This window comes from Synechococcus sp. A15-44 (genome assembly GCF_014280115.1).
GTDB lineage: Bacteria > Cyanobacteriota > Cyanobacteriia > PCC-6307 > Cyanobiaceae > Parasynechococcus.
Map to the genome: position 1 here is coordinate 117,766 of NZ_CP047938.1, position 18,656 is coordinate 136,421.

Here is an 18,656-nt window from a genome sequence, read left to right on the forward strand (position 1 = left end):
GCCAAACGTCGACCCCTGGGCTGTCCGTCGCACCTCAGATCATGCGCGCTTCCTGGGTTGAGTCCCGCAAGGGTCAGGCCAACGTCTCTCAGATGCATTACGCCCGCCAGGGCGTGGTCACCGAAGAAATGGCCCATGTGGCGAAGCGGGAGAACCTGCCCGAATCGCTGGTGATGGAAGAGGTGGCCCGGGGGCGAATGATCATCCCGGCCAACATCAACCACACCAATCTGGAGCCGATGGCGATCGGCATCGCCAGCAAGTGCAAGGTGAACGCCAACATCGGCGCCTCTCCGAATGCGTCTGATGCCGCTGAGGAGGTGAAGAAGCTGAAGCTGGCGGTGAAATATGGCGCCGACACCGTGATGGATCTCTCCACCGGCGGCGTCAACCTCGATGAGGTGCGCACCGCGATCATCGGTGCATCCCCCGTTCCGATCGGCACCGTGCCTGTTTATCAGGCTCTTGAGAGCGTCCACGGATCGATCGAGAAGCTCGATGAGGACGACTTCCTCCACATCATCGAGAAGCACTGTCAGCAGGGCGTCGACTACCAGACCATCCACGCTGGCCTGCTAATTGAGCACCTTCCCAAGGTGAAGGGCCGTATCACCGGCATCGTCAGCCGCGGCGGCGGCATCCTGGCTCAATGGATGCTGTATCACCACCGTCAGAACCCGCTTTACACGCGGTTTGACGACATCTGCGAGATCTTCAAGCGCTACGACTGCACCTTCTCCCTCGGAGACTCGCTGCGTCCCGGTTGCCAGCACGATGCTTCGGATGCCGCTCAATTGGCCGAGTTGCACACCCTCGGTGAATTGACCCGTCGCGCCTGGAAGCATGACGTGCAGGTGATGGTGGAGGGTCCCGGCCACGTCCCCCTCGATCAGATCGAGTTCAACGTGAAGAAGCAGATGGAGGAGTGCAGTGAAGCACCCTTCTATGTGCTCGGCCCCCTGGTCACCGATATTGCTCCCGGCTACGACCACATCACCTCGGCCATCGGTGCGGCCATGGCCGGTTGGCATGGCACGGCGATGCTCTGTTATGTGACGCCGAAGGAGCACCTCGGTCTGCCCAATGCTGAGGATGTGCGCGAAGGCCTGATCGCTTACAAGATCGCTGCCCATGCGGCAGACATCGCCCGCCACCGCCCCGGCGCTCGTGACCGTGACGACGAGCTCAGCCGCGCCCGCTACAACTTCGACTGGAACAAGCAGTTTGAGCTGTCCTTGGATCCTGAGCGGGCCAAGGAGTATCACGACGAAACCCTGCCGGCTGACATCTACAAGCAGGCTGAGTTCTGCTCCATGTGCGGACCGAAGCACTGCCCGATGCAGACCAAGATCACTGATGAAGATCTCGAAGGTCTTGAAAAGGTGCTCGAAGCCAACACTGGCGCTGCAGAGCTGACGCCTGTCAAACTCGACAAAGCCGACTGATTGCCTGCTTGCAATCAGATCTTGGCCCGGCGTCCCTTAGGACGTCGGGCTTTTTTGTGTTTGGCCACTGGCCTTTGGCATAAAAAAAGACCCCCTGCCGAAGCAGGAGGCCTTGTTGTTGAAGTGTCCTGGCGATCAGCCGAGCAGAGCATTGGCTTTGGCCACCACGTTCTCCACCGTGAAGCCGAATTCCTTGAGGCAGGTGCCGCCGGGGGCGGAAGCGCCGAAGCGGTTCATGGTGACGCTGTCGCCATCCAGGCCGATGAAACGGTGCCAGCCGAAGGATTCAGCGGCTTCCACAACCATGCGCTTGCGCACGGCGTTGGGGAGCACCTCTTCCTTGTAGGAGTCGGTCTGCTCGTCGAACAGCTCGACGCAGGGCATGGAGACCACGCGCACCTTCTTGCCTTCAGCAGTGAGCTGTTTGGCGGCCTGGACGCAGAGGTCCAGTTCGGTGCCGGTGCCGATCAGGATCAGCTCGGGAGTTCCAGCGCAGTCTTCCAGCACGTAACCACCCAGGGCCACCTTGTCGATCGAGGAGTTCGCCTGGTTGGCCATGCCTTGGCGGCTGAGGCAAAGGGAGCTGGGGCGCTTGCGGTTCTGGATCGCCACCTTGTAGGCACCGCTGGTCTCATTGCCGTCGCCAGGGCGGAACACCAGCATGTTCGGCATCGCCCGCAGGGAGGGGATGGTTTCGATCGGCTGGTGGGTTGGGCCGTCTTCGCCGACACCGATGGAGTCGTGGGTGAGCACGTAGATCACGCCCAGCTCGCTCAGGGCCGACAGGCGCATTGAACCGCGCATGTAGTCGGCGAAGACTAGGAAGGTGCCGCCGTAGGGGATCAGGCCACTGTTGTGATAAGCAATGCCGTTGAGGATGGCGGCCATGGCGTGCTCGCGCACACCGAAGTGCAGGTAGCGCTTCTCAGGGCTGCTGGCTTGATAGGAGCCGGTTTCACCCTTGATGTCCGTGTAGTTGGAGTGGGTGAGGTCGGCGGAGCCGCCGATCAGTTCGGGCAGGTTGGGGCCCAGAGCACCCAGGCAGATCTGGGAGTGCTTGCGGGTAGCCAGACCACCGTCTTCGGGGGTGTAGGTGGGCAGGTCCTTGTCCCAACCCTCGGGCAGCTCGCCGCGCAGCATCCGCTCGAACTCGGCGGCTTCGCTGGGGTACTTGGTGCGGTAGGTGGCCAGGGTCTGGTTCCACTCGGCCTCGAGGCTCGCGCCGCGGTCGATGGCTTGGCGGAACTGGTCGTAGGCGTCCTGGGGGATTTCGAAGGGGGCGTAGTCCCAACCCAGCTGCTGACGGGTCAGAGCGGCCTCCTCTTCACCCAGGGCAGCACCGTGAACACCGGCGGTATCAGCCTTGTTGGGAGAGCCGTAGCCGATGGTGGTGGTCACCTTGATGATCGACGGCTTGTCGGTCACAGCCTTGGCAGCCTCAATCGCCTTGGCGATGGCATCCACGTCAGTGTTGCCCTCGGCCACGTGCTGCACGTGCCAGCCGTAGGCCTCGTAGCGCTTCAGCACGTCCTCGGTGAAGGACACATCGGTGCGCCCATCGATGGTGATGCTGTTGTCGTCGTACAGGGCGATCAGCTTGCCCAGCTTCAGGTGACCGGCTAGGGATGCAGCTTCAGAGGACACACCCTCCTGATTGCAGCCGTCGCCCATGATCACGTAGGTGTAGTGATCCACAACGGTGGCGTCGGCCTTGTTGAACTTGGCCGCCAAGTGGGATTCAGCGATGGCCAAGCCCACAGCGTTGGAGATGCCAGCACCCAGGGGGCCGGTGGTCACTTCAACACCAGGGGTCTCAAAGGTTTCTGGGTGGCCCGGAGTCTTGGAGCCCCACTGGCGGAATTGCTTGATGTCCTCGATGGAGACCGAGTCGTATCCGGTGAGGTGCAGCAGCGCGTAGAGCAGCATGCAGCCGTGACCGGCGGACAGCACGAAGCGGTCGCGGTTGAACCACTTGGGGTTCTTGGGGTTGTGCTTGAGGAACTTGTCCCAGAGGGCATAACCCATGGGTGCGCAGCCCATCGGCAGGCCGGGGTGGCCGCTGTTGGACTTGTTGATGGCGTCGACAGCCAGCATTCGAATGCTGTTGATGCAGAGCGTGTCGAGTGACGCGGGCGCAGCGACCATGGTGTTAAGAGGAAAAGTTGAAGCGATTTTGACGCACGGCGTGAGCGCGAAGGCTCAGCTGGCGCGTTTGAAAGCCAGACAGACGTTGTGGCCGCCGAAGCCAAACGAGTTGGATAAGACGGTTCCCAGTGTCTGATCCCGTGCCTCATTCGGCACGACATCCAGATCACAGTCGGGGTCTGGCGTGGTGTGGTTGATCGTGGGGGGCACGACGCCGTGTTGCAGCGCCAGCACGCAGGCCACGGCTTCGATGCCACCGGAGCCACCCAGCAGGTGACCGGTCATCGATTTGGTGGAGCTCACCGGAATCTGCAAGGCTCGCTCACCCAGGGCGCTTTTAATCGCCGAGGTTTCGTTCTTGTCGTTTGCCGGTGTGCTGGTGCCATGGGCGTTGACGTAGTCGATCTCAGATGGATCAATGCCGCCATCGGCCAGGGCAAGGCGCATCGCCTCGGCACCACCGACGCCGCCCGGCGTGGGGGAGGTGATGTGGTGTGCGTCGCAGGTCATGCCGTAACCCACCACTTCAGCGAGGATCGAGGCGCCACGGGCCTGGGCGTGCTCGAGGGTCTCGAGCACCAGCACGCCGGCACCCTCGCCGATCACGAAGCCATCGCGCTCCTTATCGAACGGACGGCTGGCTGTTGCCGGATCGTCATTGCGGAAGGACAGGGCCTTGGCGCTGGCGAAGCCGGCCACTCCAAGGGGGGTGATTGCCGATTCGGCGCCACCGCATACCATCGCATCGGCCTTGCCCAGCTGCAGCAGCCGGAAGGCATCGCCAACGGCATTGGAGCCGGCAGCACAGGCGGTAGCCACAGCGGAGCTGGGGCCCTTGGTGCCTAAGGCAATGGCGGCCAGGCCAGTGGCCATGTTGGGAATCATCATCGGCACCGTGAACGGGCTGACCCGTCCTGGCCCTTTGCCCTCCAATACGTGGGCCTGCGTCTCCATCGTCAGCAGGCCACCGACGCCGGAGCCGATGATCGTGCCGATCCGATCCGCATTCGCGTCGTTGATGTCGAGGCCGGAGTGGGCGACCGCCTGTTTGGCGGCCACAACGCCGAACTTGCAGAACCGATCCCAGCGCTTGGCTTCCTTCGGTTCGATGAAGCCGGACGGATCGAAATCCTTCACCTCTGCCGCAAAACGACAGGCGTGTTCGGATGCATCGAACAGGGTGATGGCCTCCACTCCGTTGCTGCCGGAGGTGAGGCCGTTCCAGTAGTCCTGAACCGTGTTGCCGATCGGTGTGACCGCGCCGAGGCCGGTGATGACGACGCGATGGAGACCATCCACCATTGCGTTGCTCAGGCCTGCTTGTCTTCGATGTATTTGACGGCGTCACCAACGGTGGTGATGCCTTCAGCTGCTTCGTCAGGAATCTCGATGTCGAAGGCCTCTTCCAGGGCCATCACGAGTTCCACGGTGTCCAGAGAATCAGCGCCCAGATCATTCTGGAAGTTGGATTCGGGCTTCACCTCGCCGGAGTCAACACTCAGTTGCTCCGCAACGATCGAGCGCACCTTTTCGAGAATCGCTTCCTGGGACATAGCCGTGGCAACGGGACGCTGCATCTTACGGGCACGCCTTCAGTGTCTCCTCACCAACAACTGTGCCGTTAACAACGGTGACGGCCTGGCCATGGACCGGCGAAGGACGGGTACGTTTGCTCCAAGCCTTCGTATGCATCGGGCACATGTCCCACGCCGTCAAGATCTACGACACCTGCATCGGCTGCACCCAGTGTGTGCGTGCCTGCCCTCTCGACGTGCTTGAGATGGTGCCCTGGGACGGATGCAAGGCCGGTCAGATTGCTTCTTCTCCGCGCACTGAAGACTGCGTTGGTTGCAAGCGTTGCGAAACCGCCTGCCCCACCGACTTCCTCAGCATCCGCGTCTACCTGGGCGATGAAACCACCCGATCCATGGGTCTGGCGTACTGATTCGCCTCTTTTTACCTCATAAGCTCAGCCCGGCTTCAGCCGGGCTTTTTTTTGTATGTGCGGAATCGTTGCCCTGGTGGGTTCCCGAGAAGCGGCACCCCAGCTTCTGGAGGGCCTCCGGCAGTTGGAGTACCGCGGTTACGACTCCGCTGGGATCGCCACGGTGGCTGCTCAGGGGCAGCTGACCTGCCTGCGGGCCAAGGGCAAACTGCGCAACCTCACCGCTTGTTTTGAAGCAGAGGGAGCGCCGGGCCAATGCGGCATTGGCCACACCCGCTGGGCCACCCATGGCAAGCCGGAAGAGCGCAATGCCCACCCGCACCGCAGCAGCGATGCAGCAGTGGCGGTGGTGCAGAACGGAATCATTGAGAACCACCGGGCCCTGCGGGAGCAGCTGGAGGCGTCAGGGGTGGTGTTCCAGTCGGAGACCGACACCGAGGTGATTCCGCATCTGCTGGCGGCAGAACTGCAGCAGCTGCAAGCCGGGGGCGGGCCCCCTGGTGGTGGGCTGTTGCTGGAGGCCCTGCAGCGGGTGCTGCCCCAGCTTCAGGGGGCCTATGCCCTTGCTGTGATCTGGGATAAGGCGCCGGGGGCATTGGTGGTGGCCCGTAAGGCGGCACCGCTGTTGATCGGCTTGGGGGAAGGTGAATTCCTCTGTGCCAGCGACACGCCGGCCCTGGCGGGCTTCACCCGCACGATCCTGCCGATGGAAGACGGCGAGGTGGCCTTGCTCTCACCTCTGGGGGTGGAGCTCTATGACGCTGCAGGGGCGCGCCAGCAACGCATGCCCACCCAGCTCAGCGGTGTTGACCACGTGGCGGACAAGCGCGAGTTCCGTCACTTCATGCTCAAGGAAATCCATGAGCAGCCGGAGACCGCAGAGCTGTGGGTGACGCGCCACCTGCCCCAGGGACTGCCGCGCGAGCAGCCGGTGGCGCTGCCGATGGACGATGCTTTTTATGCCGGGATTGAACAGATTCAGATCCTGGCCTGCGGCACCAGCCGCCATGCCGCGATGGTGGGGGCCTACCTGCTGGAACAGTTCGCCGGCATTCCCACATCGGTGCACTACGCCAGTGAGTTCCGCTATGCGCCGCCGCCGCTGGCTCCCCACACCCTCACCATTGGTGTGACCCAGTCCGGTGAAACGGCCGATACCCTCGCTGCCTTGGCGATGGAGGCAGAGCGGCGTCTGGCCCATGGGGATCCAGCCTTTGCCCCCCGCCAGCTGGGGGTGACCAACCGTCCGGAGAGCTCTCTGTCACGTCAGGTGTCCCACATCCTCGACATCGGAGCCGGCATCGAAGTGGGCGTGGCAGCCACCAAGACCTTCCTTGGTCAGCTGTTGGCCTTTTATGGCTTGGCCATGGCCTTTGCGGCTCGCCGTGGTGCTCGCCCTGCGGCTGAGATCAAGGCTCTGTCGGACGAACTGCGCGGTTTGCCCCAGCAGTTGCGCCAGCTGTTGGATCTGCACGACAAGCACGCTGAGGTTCTGGCTCCTCGTTTTGCCGACACCCAGGATGTGATTTTCCTGGGGCGGGGCATCAACTACCCGATCGCCCTGGAGGGGGCGTTGAAACTCAAGGAGATCAGCTACATCCACGCTGAGGGCTACCCGGCCGGGGAGATGAAGCACGGTCCGATCGCCCTGCTCGATTCCCGGGTGCCGGTGGTGTCGATCGCCGTGCCCGGCGTGGTGTTCGAGAAGGTGCTCAGCAACGCCCAGGAAGCCAAGGCCCGCGATGCCCAGTTGATCGGTGTGGCGCCCCATGGGCCTGATACCGATCTGTTTGATGAACTGCTGCCGGTGCCTGCGGTGAGCGAGTGGATCAGCCCCCTGCTCACCGTGGTGCCGATGCAGTTGCTGAGTTATCACATCGCCGCCCATCGCGGCCTGGATGTGGATCAACCCCGCAACCTGGCCAAGAGCGTCACCGTGGAGTGAGCATCAGCTGGCACTGATGCTGTGATCACTGCTGCTGAGGTCGCTGCGGCCGTAGCGATCCTGGAAGCGAACGATGTCGTCCTCCCCGAGGTATTCGCCGCTCTGAACCTCGATCAGTTCCACGGGGATTTTCCCTGGATTTGACAGGCGGTGTTTGCATCCCAGGGGGATGTAAGTGCTCTGGTTTTCACCCAGCATTTGTTCTTCGCCGTCGCGTTCGACGATCGCTGTTCCGCGCACCACGATCCAGTGCTCAGCCCGGTGGTGGTGCATCTGCAGCGACAGGCTGGCCCCCGGTTTTACCGAGATCCGCTTCACCTGCCAGCGGCTGTCCTCCACCACACCCGTGTAAGAGCCCCATGGCCGGTAAATCTTGCGGTGGGCCTTGCCTTCCGGGCTGCCGTCGGCCTCCAGCTGCTTCACAACGGTCTTGATCTCCTGGGCCTTGGAGCGATCCGCAATCAGCACGGCGTCGTCGGTTTCCACGACCACGAGGTTTTCAACCCCCAAACCCACCACAAGGCGGTGTTCGCTGCGCAAATAGCAATCGCGGCTGCCTTCGGCGATCACGTGGCCCTGCAGAACATTGCCTTGTGAATTCTTTTGCTCTGAGGTTTCCCAGAGGGCGCTCCAGCTGCCCACGTCGCTCCAGCCGGCATCCAGCGGCAGCACACTGCCCAGTTCCGTTTTCTCCATCACGGCCACGTCAATGGCCACGTTGGGGCACTTGGCAAAGGCTTCCCGCTCCAGCCGATGGAATTCCAGGTCAGCTGTGTCTTGCTCCAGAGCGGCCCGGCAGCAGCTCACCACTTCCGGGGCCAGTCGTTCCAGTTCCGCCAGCATGGCGCTGGCGCGGAACAGGAACATGCCGCTGTTCCAGGTGAAGCGGCCGGTGGCCAGGAATTGCTCCGCTGTGGCCTGATCGGGCTTCTCCACGAAGCGCTTGATCGGCACATGGACCGGTCCTCCAAGTGAGAAGGGTTCGCTGGCTTCGATGTAGCCGTAGCCGGTTTCCGGGGCCGTCGGCACGATGCCGAAGGTCACCAGGCGGCCCTCTTCGGCGGGCTTGCGGCCGGCGTTGATGGCCTGGCGGAATTGGGCGGCATCGCGGATCAGGTGATCCGCTGCCAGCACCAGCAGCAGCGGGTCCTCGCCGTTGGCCGTGGCCTGCAGTGCGGCCACGGTCACCGCCGGGGCGGTGTTGCGGCCCATCGGTTCCAGCAGGATCGCGTTGGGCTCCACGCCGATCTGGCGCATCTGCTCGGCCACGATGAAGCGGTGGTCTTCATTGCAGATCAACAGGGGAGCTGCAAGGGCGTCCAGGCCCTGAAGCCGCTGTTGGGTCTGCTGCAGCAACGTGGCCTCTCCGTCTCCGCTCAATGGCCAGTACTGCTTGGGGTAACTGGCCCGCGATAGGGGCCAGAGCCGTGTGCCGGTGCCTCCGCAAAGGATCACAGGAATCAGCGGTGTGGAGGCCATTACGTCCTGAAAGCGCTGACCCAGAATCGCTCCTCCCAGGGGGTTCTGTCGATGCCCCGAGAGAGATCTTTCAGAGCTCCAGCAGGCCTGGCGGTGGGGTGAGCAGCAGCCAGCCCTCCTCCAAGTGCACCTCCGGCACGATCGCCTCCACGAAGGGAATCAGCAGCTTGCGGCCCTCCGATGTGGTGATTTCCAGCAGGTCGTTGCCGCCGCTGATCAAATCGCTCACGGTGCCAACGGCAGGGCCATCGGCTGCGAGCCGTGCCTCCAGGCCCAGCAGATCAAGCAGGTGAAATTCCCCCTCGTCCAATTCGGGCCGGTCATCCGCTGACACCAGTAGTTCCTGGCCCACAAGGGTTTCGGCGGCGCTACGGCTGTCGATTCCTTCAAGCCGCACCACGAACAGCGACTTGCCGGGCAGTTGCCGGCCTTTTTTGAGTTGGATTTCCGTCGGCTCACTCCCCTTGCGACTGCGCAGCCAGCGGGCCCCTGGTGCTGTGAACCGCTCGGGAAAATCACTGGCGGGGTTCACCCGCAGTTCCCCCTGCAGCCCCTGGACCCCCACGATCTTGCCGACGCTGAGCCACTCATTACTCTCCGCCATGCCATCCGTCGCGCACTCTGCCGATAATGGCCCCAGATCCGTCCGCGAACGAGCCATGGCGCCTGCAACCGCTCCGATCCTCCCTGGCTCCACCGTCACCGTGGCGGATGCCACCTCGATTTACAACGGCTACACCGGCTTTGTGCAGCGAATCAGCGGCGACCGTGCGGCCGTTTTGTTTGAAGGCGGCAACTGGGACAAGTTGGTCACCCTGCGCTTGAAGGACCTCCAGCCGGCCTGAGGCGATGGACAAGGACCGAAGCCTGCGACAACGGCTGCAGTCCACGGTGCTGGAAGCCACCACTCCGGCCGGTAAGGCTTACAACGCTGTCATTTTCGGGGCAATTCTTCTGAGTGTTCTGGCCCTCCTGCTGGAACCCGACCCCTTGGGCAACTCAGCCCTGCGCCAAACCAATGTGCCCTGGATCGATCTGGTTCAGAACGTTTGCTTGGCGGTGTTTGCTGCGGATTTCGTCCTTCATCTGGCTCTGGTGGAGAGGCCTCGCCGTTACTTGTTCAGCTTCACCGGATTGATTGACGCTTCGGCGGTGCTGTTTTTCTTCGTGCCGCAGGTGCGCAGTGAGTTGCTGCTGTGGGTGTTCAAGTTCGGCCGCATCCTGCGGGTGTTCAAACTGCTCAAGTTCATTGATGAAGCCCGCGTGTTGGGGCAGGCCCTGAGGGGCAGCGCCCGCACCATCAGCGTCTTCCTGTTCTTTGTTGTTCTGATGCAGGTGGTGCTCGGCTACAGCATCTTTGTGATTGAAAGCGCCCGGCCCGACTCCCAGTTCCAGACGGTGGGGAGCGGCGTCTACTGGGCGATCGTGACCATGACCACCGTTGGCTACGGCGATGTAGTGCCGCAGACCGAGCTGGGTCGGCTGCTGGCTTCGGTGGTGATGCTTCTTGGTTTCGGCATCATTGCCATCCCCACCGGCATCCTGACGGTGTCGGGGGTGCGGCAGCACCAGCAGCGCGGGATGGAGCTGACCTGCAGCAGCTGTGGGCGTCAGGGGCACCGTAAGGACGCCCTTCACTGCGATGCCTGTGGCGCATTGCTGTCTTCGAGGGCCTGAAGAGCAGCGGCAGCGGCGTTCTGCTCGGCTTCTTTGCGTGAGCGTCCCTTGGCTTCGGCCAGCTCTTTGTTGTCGACGCTCACCTGGCAGCGGAAGCGCTCGGGGTCGCCGTGCTGGTGGCTGCATTCCTCGGTGGCGTAGTCGGGCAGTCCCAGCCCTTGGCCCTGGCTCCACTCCTGCAGGGCTGTTTTGCCGTTGAACTGGTGGGGGGTGGCCAGCATCGCTTGGGCTGTGGCGCGCCAGTGGGGGGTGAGCCAGCGGTGAATCGCCTCAAGGTCGCCAAGGGCCGTGTACAAGGCACCGATGAGCGCTTCTGTGGCATCGGCCCTCAGCCTGGATTGGGCGGAACGATCCCCCTGGGCATGCCGTCCCAGCAGCAGGTGTTGTTCGATGGCAAGCCCTGCCCCCACATCCGCCAGCCAGCGGTCGCTCACCAGCTGGGCGCGCAGGTTGGAGCAGGCACCCACGGCGAGATCGGCGTGGTGGCGGTCAATGAATTCAGTGGCGGCGAGCCGCAGCACCGCATCCCCCAGGAATTCCAGCCGTTCCAGATTGCGGGCCCGGCCGCTCGACACGTGGGTGAGGGCCTGATCCACCAGGGCGAGTAGCTGAGGGTTGATTGGAATCTCAGCGTCGAGGCGGTGGATCAGGGCCGATAGCGCCGCGGTTCGGGTCTCGTCCACAGGGGAGGCATCCGTCAAGGCGTGTCCCAAACCGTAGGGAAGCCTTCGTTTGCGACTAAGTTTTCAATGTGGGCTTAATTGCGGACAGGAATGCCCATCCCAACTTTCGCGCCTCGATGAGGACACCAGCAATGACGTTCAAAGATCTGGTTTCACGGATTTCCACCGACAACGACATCCCTGCAAGGACCGTCCGCAAGGTTGTCAAAGAAGTCGCCGAAAGCATCAAAGCCTCAGTGGAATCGGGTGAGCAGTTGAAACTTCCTGGTCTCAAGATCAAGACCCAAATCATGCCTGCGCGTGAAGCCACCGAAAAGCGGAAGGCACGTCCGGAGATGAAGCGCATGGTTGTGAAGCTGCGTCAGTCCGACGACAGCGACGCTGATTGAGCCGTGGCCTGGGCCCCCTGAGCTTTGGCTCAGGGGGCAAGAAGAGGTGAAAGCAGGACATAAGCCGGGTTCTGTTCACGCCACCACAGAGGTTGGTCTGCAGAGGGTGGGTGGCTATCTATCTGGGACCGCCGTTGCCGACGGCCTCAAGCGGCGCGTTCAAGCGGAACGGGGCCAATGGCCAGCCATCGTTCCTTGGCCTTGCTCCCAGCCGGGGTTTACCGAGCCAGCACCTCTCGATGCTGCTGGTGCGCTCTTACCGCACCTTTGCACCCTTGCCTGTGCCGGCGAACCGGCCATCGGCGGTGTGTTTCTGTGGCACTCTCCTCACGGTCACCCGCACTGGGCATTACCCAGCAAGCCTGGCCATCAGGGAGCCCGGACTTTCCTCAGCCGACACTCAAAGAGATCGGCCGCAACCACCTCGCCTGCTTTCAGATCCCATCATGCCTCGTGGGCATAATTCAGAGGTCTGGGGCTGTAGCTCAGCTGGATAGAGCGACGGTTTCCTAAACCGTAGGTCGTGGGTTCGAGTCCCGCCAGCCCCGTGAGAATCACTGAAGACGTAGTAAGCGCTACATCTGGTGGGGTGGGCAGATCGCTCACCACCGCTAGGGTTGCCTTAACCGGGTGTGGGTGCCATGACCCAGCTTCACGATCTCCGTCTGAGGCTGTTGGTGCAACAGGAAAGTGAACGGATTGCTGAATCCCAGCCCACGGATCTGGATCTGTCTGTGGTGCAGGCCCGCTGCCTCTGCTGGCTGGCTCTGCTGGCCGAAGCCCATGAGGATCAGGCCAGTGATGCTGAACGTCGGGGAGACACCGAACAGGCCATGGGTTGGTTTGCCGATTCGATGCGACTGCGTGACGTCATCGGTGTGGTGTCCTCGATTGAGATCCCTCTGCCCGACACGGCTGGTGAGGATGGCCTCCAGGCAGAGGAAGACTTTGGACCTCAGGCGGCTTGATCAGTGGCATAGTGGGGAATGACCGCGAGGGACTGCATTGCCGGAAGAGCCGCCCTGCCAGTGCCCGGATTGCCAACGGTTTTACCGGGAGCATGACCGGCTGATCCGGGAGTCCCCCACGCTTCGTCAGCAACAGGAGTTGAACTGGGCAGCACTCCAGTCGTTCCGCACCCTGTCTGGTCGGGTGCTCGAGGATCTGCAGAAGCAGCACGGGTCCCGCCAGACATCCGAAGCAGGCGCCTCGAAGCCTGCTTCGGCAGGTGCTCCTGTGCCGGAGGAATCAGGTGATGGCATCCAGCAGGCCATTGCCGATCTGGAGAACATCAACGCCCATCTGTTCTCGATCGAGGCGTTGATGGAGCGTGTGTTTGACGTGCGCGTCCCGGAAGAAATCGAGCAGAAGTTCCGCGAACTGGCCGGTGAGCTGGCTCCTGATCCTTTGAATGTGGACCGTCTGCGGCTCAACCGTCTGTTGCATCAGACGCCTGATCTGCCTGATCGGAGCTGAAGCACTGCATCTTGCTTCCAAGCCCTGGACAGGATCCAGGGCTTTTTTGTAGCTGTTTTCAGCGCACGTCGCAGGTGATCTCCACATTGAGAGGATCCACGGCCCAGATGTTCTTGCAGTAGTCGCCGATGGAACGGTCGGAGGAGAAGAACCCGGTGCGGGCTGTGTTCAGCAGTGACATCCGATTCCAGTGCATCCGGTCGCTCCAGGCACGGCTCACCGCCTCCTGGGCCCGCAGGTAGTCGGCGTAGTCGGCCATCACATAGAAGGGGTCGTTTCCGGTGAGGTTGTCGAGCAGGGGGCGGAACAGTTCGCCGTCGCCGTTGCTGAAGTGCCCCATCTCAATCAGCCGCAGGGCCTCCTGCAGTTCCGGCAGTGCGGCGATCACATCGCCAGGGCGGTAGCCGTCCTGCTGGAGAGCCGTGATCTCTCCCACGGTCTTGCCGAACAGGAAGAAGTTCTCGCTTCCCACCAGCTCGCGGATCTCCACATTGGCCCCATCAAGGGTGCCGATGGTGAGGGCACCATTCATGGCGAACTTCATGTTGCCGGTGCCAGAGGCTTCCTTGCCGGCGGTGGAGATCTGTTCGGAGAGGTCGGAGGCGGGATACACCTGCTCCCCCAGCTTCACGTTGTAATCCGGAAGGAACACCACCCGCAGCAGGCCATCCATGTCGGGATCGGCATTAATGGTGTCGGCGATGCCGTTGAGGAAGCGGATGATCAGCTTCGCCATGTAGTAGCCGGGAGCGGCCTTGCCGCCGAAGATCACGGTGCGGGGCGCCATGCCGTCGGTCTGGCCGTTCTTGATCCGCAGGTACTGGGTGATCACCTGCAGGGCATTGAGGTGCTGGCGCTTGTACTCGTGGATGCGCTTCACCTGCACGTCGAACAGGCTGGCGGGATCCACCAGCACGCCGGTATTGCGGTGGATGTAGGTGGCCAGCTTGCGCTTCACCGACAATTTGGTGTTGCCCCAGAGCTCGAGGAAGCCCTGGTCGTTCTGACGCTCCTCCAGCTTGCGCAGGCTCTCCATGTTGGAGATCCAGTCGGGTCCTACATGCTCATCCAGCAGGGCGGACATCTCGGGGTTCGCCAGGGCGACCCAGCGGCGCGGGGTGACGCCATTGGTGACGTTGGTGAACTTCTCCGGCCAGAGCGCTGCAAACTCCGGCAGCAGGTCGGTTTTCACCAGATCGGAGTGCAGGGCGGCCACACCGTTCACATGGTGGGCACCGATCGTGGCCAGGTGGGCCATGCGAACGGCTTTGCTGCCCTCTTCATCGATGATCGAGAGTTTGCGCTGGATCGCGTCGTTACCGGGGTAACGCAGTCGAACCTGCTGCAGGAAGCGCCGGTTGATCTCGTAGATCAGTTCGAGATGGCGTGGCAGCAGGCTGGCGAAGAGGTTCAGATCCCACTTCTCCAGAGCCTCGGGCAGGAGCGTGTGGTTGGTGTAGGCCACGGAGCGGGAGGTGATATCCCAGGCCCGATCCCACTCCAGATGCCGATCGTCGATCAGCAGGCGCATCAGCTCCGCCACGGCGATGGCGGGATGGGTGTCGTTGAGCTGAACCGTCCAGTAGTTGGGGAAGTCCTCGACGGCCAGGCCCCGGTTGTCGAGGCTGCGCAGCATGTCTTGCAGCGAGCAGCTGACGAAGAAGTGCTGCTGCTTCAGGCGCAGACGCCGGCCTTCATCGGTGCCGTCGTTGGGATACAGCACTTTCGAGAGGGTTTCACTGCCCACCTTTTCTTCAACGGCCCCGTAGTAGTCGCCGATGTTGAAGGCATAGAAGTCGAAGCTTTCGGTGGCATCGGCACGCCACAGCCGCAGCCGGTCGCAGATGTTGACGCGATAGCCCAGAACCGGCACGTCATGGGGAATGCCGATGGCGTGTTCCGCCGGAATCCAGCGGGAGCGGTAATTGTCCTTGTCGTCGATGTAGCTCTCGGTACGGCCCCCGAAGCCAACGAAGCAGGCCTCATCGGGCTGGGGCAGTTCCCAGGGCCAGCCGCCTTTGAGCCACTTGTCGGTGATCTCCACCTGCCAGCCATCGCGGATCAGCTGGTCGAAGATGCCGAACTCGTAGCGGATGCCGTAGCCGGTGGCCGGGATCTTCAGGCTCGCCAGCGACTCCATGTAACAAGCCGCCAGACGGCCGAGACCGCCATTGCCCAGACCCGGTTCCTCCTCCACATCCAGGATCTGCTGCAACGACTCGATGCCGAAGTTCTTGAGGGCGTCCTCGGCTTCCTTTTGAATCCCGAGGTTCAGCAGGTTGCTGTTGAGCTGCGGGCCGATCAGGAATTCCGCCGACAGGTAGGCCACCGATTTCTGCGGGCGGGCCCGCATCGCTTCAGTGGTGGCCAGATAGCGCATCATCAGCCGATCACGTACCGCATAGCTCAGGGCCATGTAGAGGTCATGGCGGCTGGCGGTGGGGGCGAGCTTGCCGAGCGTGAAGAACAGGTGTTCCGTCATGCCGTCGAACACGCTCTTGGCATCGAGGCCGGCGCGTTCTGGGTCGTTGTGGCAGCCGGGGGTCGGCAGACGCAGATCGAACGGTTGTGACGTGGTCATGGGGGTTCAGCGAGTCATGGAGCGTGGAATCACCGTCAGGCCAGGGGTGCTCGGAGCCCAACTCAATGAATTACCCGGACCGTAGCCATCACAACTGGGGCTGCCTGAAAAAAAGCGCTTAATACAGCATTCCCGGTCAATTGGGATGATCCAGCGAACAGTTCAGCGGCGGAATCACCATTAAGGTTCGGTGTGAGACATGCCCGGCTTGATGCTGCTGCCCACTCTGCTGAGCGAAATCAGCAGTCACGACCTCGAATTGGCGGAAACGCTGATCGGCGTCCTTCGCTTCATGCTGATCTTCGTGGCGGCCCGCACCCTCGCTGAGGTGCTGGTGCGCTTTGAGCTCCCCACGATTCTTGGAGAACTCCTTGCTGGCGTGCTGATTGGTGCTTCGGGCCTTCACCTTCTGGTGCCGCCGGAGACCCAGGTGCAGCTTTCCGGAGCGTTCTCCGAGGTGGTGGCCGGCCTTTCGCATGTGCCGGTGGAGGAGATTCCAGCCCTCTACAACGAGAGCTTCGGCGCCTTGCAGGCGGTGGCCACGCTGGGGCTTTATTCCCTGCTTTTCCTCACGGGTCTTGAAAGTGAGCTGGAGGAACTGATGGCGGTGGGGGCCCAAGCCTTCAGCGTTGCCGTGGTCGGCGTGGTGCTTCCCTTTGCCCTCGGCACCCTTGGCTTGATGGCAATCTTCCACGTGGATGCGATCCCGGCCATCTTCGCGGGTGCCTCGATGACCGCCACCAGCATCGGCATCACCGCCAGCGTTTTCGGTGAACTCGGCTATCTGCGCACCCGAGAAGGCCAGATTGTGATCGGTGCCGCTGTGCTCGACGACATCCTCGGCATCGTCATCCTGGCCATCGTGGTGTCCCTGGCGGCCGGCGGGACTCTGGAGATCGGGCCCATCGTTCAGCTGGTGGTGGCGGCCGTTTTGTTTGTGGTGGTGGCCTTGTTGTTGAACCAAAAGGCTGCCCCCGCCTTCGACTGGGTGATTGATCAGCTCAAGGCTCCCGGCGCCAAGCTGATCGGCTCCTATTTGCTGCTGGCCGTCAGCTGTTTTGTCGCTTCTGCAATTGGTCTGGAGGCTGCACTCGGAGCCTTCGCCGCTGGTTTGATCGCCAGCACCTCCAAGCATCGCCACGAGATTCAAGCGGCGGTCACCCCCATCGTTGGACTCTTTGCAACGGTCTTCTTCGTGTTGGTGGGTGCCGGTATGGACCTCTCAGTGATCAACCCCTCTGATCCGGGGGCCCGTTCCGCTCTTGTGGTGGCGGCGTTCCTGTTTGTGGTGGCGATCATCGGCAAGGTGGCTGCCGGCTGGGCCATCTTCAGCAAGGAAAAGACCAACAACCTGGTGGTGGGGCTGGGGATGATGCCTCGCGGCGAAGTTGGCCTGATCTTTCTGGGCCTGGGCACGGCTTCAGGGCTGCTCAGCCCTGGCCTGGAGGCGGCGATTCTGCTGATGGTGATCGGCACCACCTTCCTGGCGCCGGTGCTGTTGCGCATCGTCCTCAAAGACAAGCCCCCTGAAGACGGCAATCAGGTTCCCGACGAATTCGCTGCCGATCCCCTGGCGGGTGCCTCCTGAATCAGTCGTCTTTTCCAGCATTGGCGAGCACGATCAGCACACTCCAGCCCACGGCCACAACACCAAGGCTGGAGGCCCAGCTCGGACCCAGGATCCAACTGAATCCGAGCTGGGTGACAACGCCCGTGACGAGGGCCAGCAGCAGGCTGCTGATCACCAGCACCGGTTGACGCACCGATTCAGGTAGCTCACTCTCCTTGAGGCTTGATTCCAACGTGCTGAGCGGTGCGCTCAGCGGCACGTAAAGGGCGATGGCCCAGAGCAAAGCTCCGCGCCAGACGGATGCGTCCGCCAGCGGTCCGCCCATCACCTCGTAGCTCACCATCCAGGCCGCTTCAGTGCTGCTTAGCATCGCGTCCCTCGCAGCCGGCTGTGGATCGCGTCACCTGGAGCCATCTCGGCCACGCCGTGCACACGGTGCAGCAGCATCCCGAGCAGGACAGCACCGATCGCCCGGCGCTTCTGTTGGTGCATGGGTTCGGAGCATCCACCGATCACTGGCGCCACAACATTCCCGTGTTGGCCCAGACCCATGCCGTGCATGCAATTGATCTGCTGGGCTTCGGCAGGAGTGCCAAGCCGGCGGGTCTGAATTACGGGGGTGCCCTGTGGCGCGATCAACTTGTGACCTATGTGCGCGAGCGGATCGGCCGTCCGACGGTGATCGCTGGTAATTCCCTTGGTGGTTTTGCGGCCCTTGCTGCCGGGGCCGCGTTGGGTTCGGACTGTGCGGGAGTCGTGCTGCTCAATGCCGCCGGCCCCTTCAGTGATGAGCAGAAGCCGCCGCAAGGCTGGGGCGCCATCGCCCGCCAGAGCATCGGCACGGCCCTGCTGAAGAGTCCGGTGCTGCAGCGGTTGCTGTTCGAGAACCTGCGCCGACCCGCCACGATCCGCCGCACCCTCAATCAGGTGTATGTCGACAAGACCAACGTTGACGATTGGCTGGTGGAGTCGATCCGGCGCCCCTCCCTCGATCCCGGCGCCTTCGGGGTGTTCCGCACGGTCTTCGATATCCCTCGCGGTCAGCCCCTCGATGAGCTTTTCGCCGAACTGACGGCGCCGCTGTTGCTGCTCTGGGGCATTCGTGATCCCTGGATCAACGCCCCTGGTCGCCGCTCCACCTTCCAGCGCCATGCTCCGGAGGCCACCACCGAGGTCGTTCTGGAGGCCGGGCACTGCCCCCACGATGAGGTGCCGGATCAGGTGAATGCGGCGTTGCTGCAATGGCTGGAGGGCCTCAAGTTGGCTGCGGCACCGACAAATGCGGATCTGCTGGCTAAGTGAATGAATGAGCCACCCCGCA

At 62.5% G+C, this 18,656-nt stretch carries 18 protein-coding genes, 1 tRNA gene and 1 other RNA gene; 11 read left to right on the plus strand and 9 right to left on the minus strand.

The window, feature by feature from the left end; translation table 11 throughout:
* The first annotated feature begins 41 nt into the window (after positions 1–41).
* A complete protein-coding gene (gene thiC, locus SynA1544_RS00615; protein WP_115009642.1) occupies positions 42–1,445 on the plus strand; it encodes a phosphomethylpyrimidine synthase ThiC in 1,404 nt (467 codons plus the stop codon).
* 135 nt (positions 1,446–1,580) lie between these two features.
* Here thiC and tkt read toward each other — a convergent pair whose 3' ends face one another.
* Genes tkt through acpP form a run of 3 tightly spaced genes read right to left on the minus strand, consistent with a single transcriptional unit; the run spans position 1,581 to position 5,143 of the window.
* Positions 1,581–3,590 (minus strand): transketolase, encoded by a 2,010-nt coding sequence (gene tkt, locus SynA1544_RS00620; protein ID WP_186514458.1) that lies wholly within the window; start codon positions 3,588–3,590, stop codon positions 1,581–1,583.
* A gap of 54 nt (positions 3,591–3,644) precedes the next feature.
* Positions 3,645–4,892 (minus strand): beta-ketoacyl-ACP synthase II, encoded by a 1,248-nt coding sequence (fabF, locus tag SynA1544_RS00625; protein ID WP_186514459.1) that lies wholly within the window; start codon positions 4,890–4,892, stop codon positions 3,645–3,647.
* 8 nt (positions 4,893–4,900) lie between these two features.
* Positions 4,901–5,143: an acyl carrier protein gene (acpP, locus tag SynA1544_RS00630; RefSeq protein WP_011363161.1), complete on the minus strand. Its 243-nt coding sequence runs from the start codon at positions 5,141–5,143 to the stop codon at positions 4,901–4,903.
* Positions 5,144–5,289: 146 nt separating this feature from the next.
* Between acpP and psaC the strand changes: the two genes are divergently transcribed.
* Positions 5,290–5,535 (plus strand): photosystem I iron-sulfur center protein PsaC, encoded by a 246-nt coding sequence (gene psaC / locus SynA1544_RS00635; RefSeq protein WP_006850103.1) that lies wholly within the window; start codon positions 5,290–5,292, stop codon positions 5,533–5,535.
* Between the two features lie 55 nt (positions 5,536–5,590).
* Positions 5,591–7,480, plus strand: coding sequence for a glutamine--fructose-6-phosphate transaminase (isomerizing) (glmS, locus tag SynA1544_RS00640; RefSeq protein WP_186514460.1), 1,890 nt, complete (start codon positions 5,591–5,593; stop codon positions 7,478–7,480).
* Between the two features lie 3 nt (positions 7,481–7,483).
* On the opposite strand, the gene SynA1544_RS00645 is transcribed toward glmS, so the two are convergent.
* The gene (locus SynA1544_RS00645; RefSeq protein ID WP_186514461.1) at positions 7,484–8,959 is read right to left on the minus strand and encodes a mannose-1-phosphate guanylyltransferase/mannose-6-phosphate isomerase; all 1,476 of its coding nucleotides are present in this window, start codon (positions 8,957–8,959) and stop codon (positions 7,484–7,486) included.
* 70 nt (positions 8,960–9,029) lie between these two features.
* Entirely contained in the window at positions 9,030–9,563 is a 534-nt protein-coding gene (gene rimM, locus SynA1544_RS00650; protein ID WP_186515387.1) for a ribosome maturation factor RimM, read from the minus strand.
* A 55-nt stretch (positions 9,564–9,618) separates the two neighbouring features.
* Here rimM and SynA1544_RS00655 point away from each other — a divergent pair, with 55 nt between their 5' ends.
* Complete coding sequence (locus tag SynA1544_RS00655) at positions 9,619–9,804, plus strand: NAD(P)H dehydrogenase subunit NdhS (RefSeq protein WP_114988059.1); 186 nt, start codon at positions 9,619–9,621, stop codon at positions 9,802–9,804.
* 4 nt (positions 9,805–9,808) lie between these two features.
* Positions 9,809–10,636: an ion transporter gene (locus SynA1544_RS00660; RefSeq protein WP_186514462.1), complete on the plus strand. Its 828-nt coding sequence runs from the start codon at positions 9,809–9,811 to the stop codon at positions 10,634–10,636.
* On the opposite strand, the gene rnc is transcribed toward SynA1544_RS00660, so the two are convergent.
* The gene (gene rnc / locus SynA1544_RS00665) at positions 10,594–11,319 is read right to left on the minus strand and encodes a ribonuclease III (protein WP_186515388.1); all 726 of its coding nucleotides are present in this window, start codon (positions 11,317–11,319) and stop codon (positions 10,594–10,596) included. The two genes, SynA1544_RS00660 and rnc, sit on opposite strands and share 43 nt — an antisense overlap.
* Before the next feature lie 131 nt (positions 11,320–11,450).
* On the opposite strand from rnc, the gene SynA1544_RS00670 reads away from it, so the two are divergent.
* Entirely contained in the window at positions 11,451–11,708 is a 258-nt protein-coding gene (locus tag SynA1544_RS00670; RefSeq protein WP_186514463.1) for an HU family DNA-binding protein, read from the plus strand.
* Positions 11,709–11,752: 44 nt separating this feature from the next.
* Here SynA1544_RS00670 and rnpB read toward each other — a convergent pair.
* Positions 11,753–12,144: RNase P RNA component class A (gene rnpB / locus SynA1544_RS00675), an RNA gene on the minus strand.
* Positions 12,145–12,182: 38 nt separating this feature from the next.
* On the opposite strand from rnpB, the gene SynA1544_RS00680 reads away from it, so the two are divergent.
* The 3 genes from SynA1544_RS00680 to SynA1544_RS00690 all read left to right on the plus strand — a co-directional run bounded on the left by SynA1544_RS00680 (position 12,183) and on the right by SynA1544_RS00690 (position 13,184).
* Positions 12,183–12,256 (plus strand) — tRNA-Arg (locus tag SynA1544_RS00680).
* Between the two features lie 93 nt (positions 12,257–12,349).
* Positions 12,350–12,676, plus strand: a complete 327-nt coding sequence (locus SynA1544_RS00685; RefSeq protein WP_186514464.1) for a hypothetical protein — start codon at positions 12,350–12,352, stop codon at positions 12,674–12,676.
* A gap of 37 nt (positions 12,677–12,713) precedes the next feature.
* Positions 12,714–13,184 (plus strand): hypothetical protein, encoded by a 471-nt coding sequence (locus tag SynA1544_RS00690; RefSeq protein WP_186514465.1) that lies wholly within the window; start codon positions 12,714–12,716, stop codon positions 13,182–13,184.
* Between the two features lie 58 nt (positions 13,185–13,242).
* Here SynA1544_RS00690 and SynA1544_RS00695 read toward each other — a convergent pair whose 3' ends face one another.
* A complete protein-coding gene (locus tag SynA1544_RS00695; RefSeq protein WP_186514466.1) occupies positions 13,243–15,765 on the minus strand; it encodes a glycogen/starch/alpha-glucan phosphorylase in 2,523 nt (840 codons plus the stop codon).
* 211 nt (positions 15,766–15,976) lie between these two features.
* Here SynA1544_RS00695 and SynA1544_RS00700 point away from each other — a divergent pair, with 211 nt between their 5' ends.
* On the plus strand, positions 15,977–17,353 hold the full coding sequence (locus SynA1544_RS00700; RefSeq protein ID WP_186514467.1) for a cation:proton antiporter: 1,377 nt from the start codon (positions 15,977–15,979) through the stop codon (positions 17,351–17,353).
* Between the two features lies 1 nt (position 17,354).
* Here the strand turns inward: SynA1544_RS00700 and SynA1544_RS00705 are convergent, their stop codons facing one another.
* Complete coding sequence (locus SynA1544_RS00705) at positions 17,355–17,705, minus strand: hypothetical protein (RefSeq protein ID WP_186514468.1); 351 nt, start codon at positions 17,703–17,705, stop codon at positions 17,355–17,357.
* Positions 17,706–17,725: 20 nt separating this feature from the next.
* On the opposite strand from SynA1544_RS00705, the gene SynA1544_RS00710 reads away from it, so the two are divergent.
* Complete coding sequence (locus SynA1544_RS00710) at positions 17,726–18,637, plus strand: alpha/beta fold hydrolase (RefSeq protein WP_186514469.1); 912 nt, start codon at positions 17,726–17,728, stop codon at positions 18,635–18,637.
* Positions 18,638–18,656 lie beyond the last annotated feature (19 nt).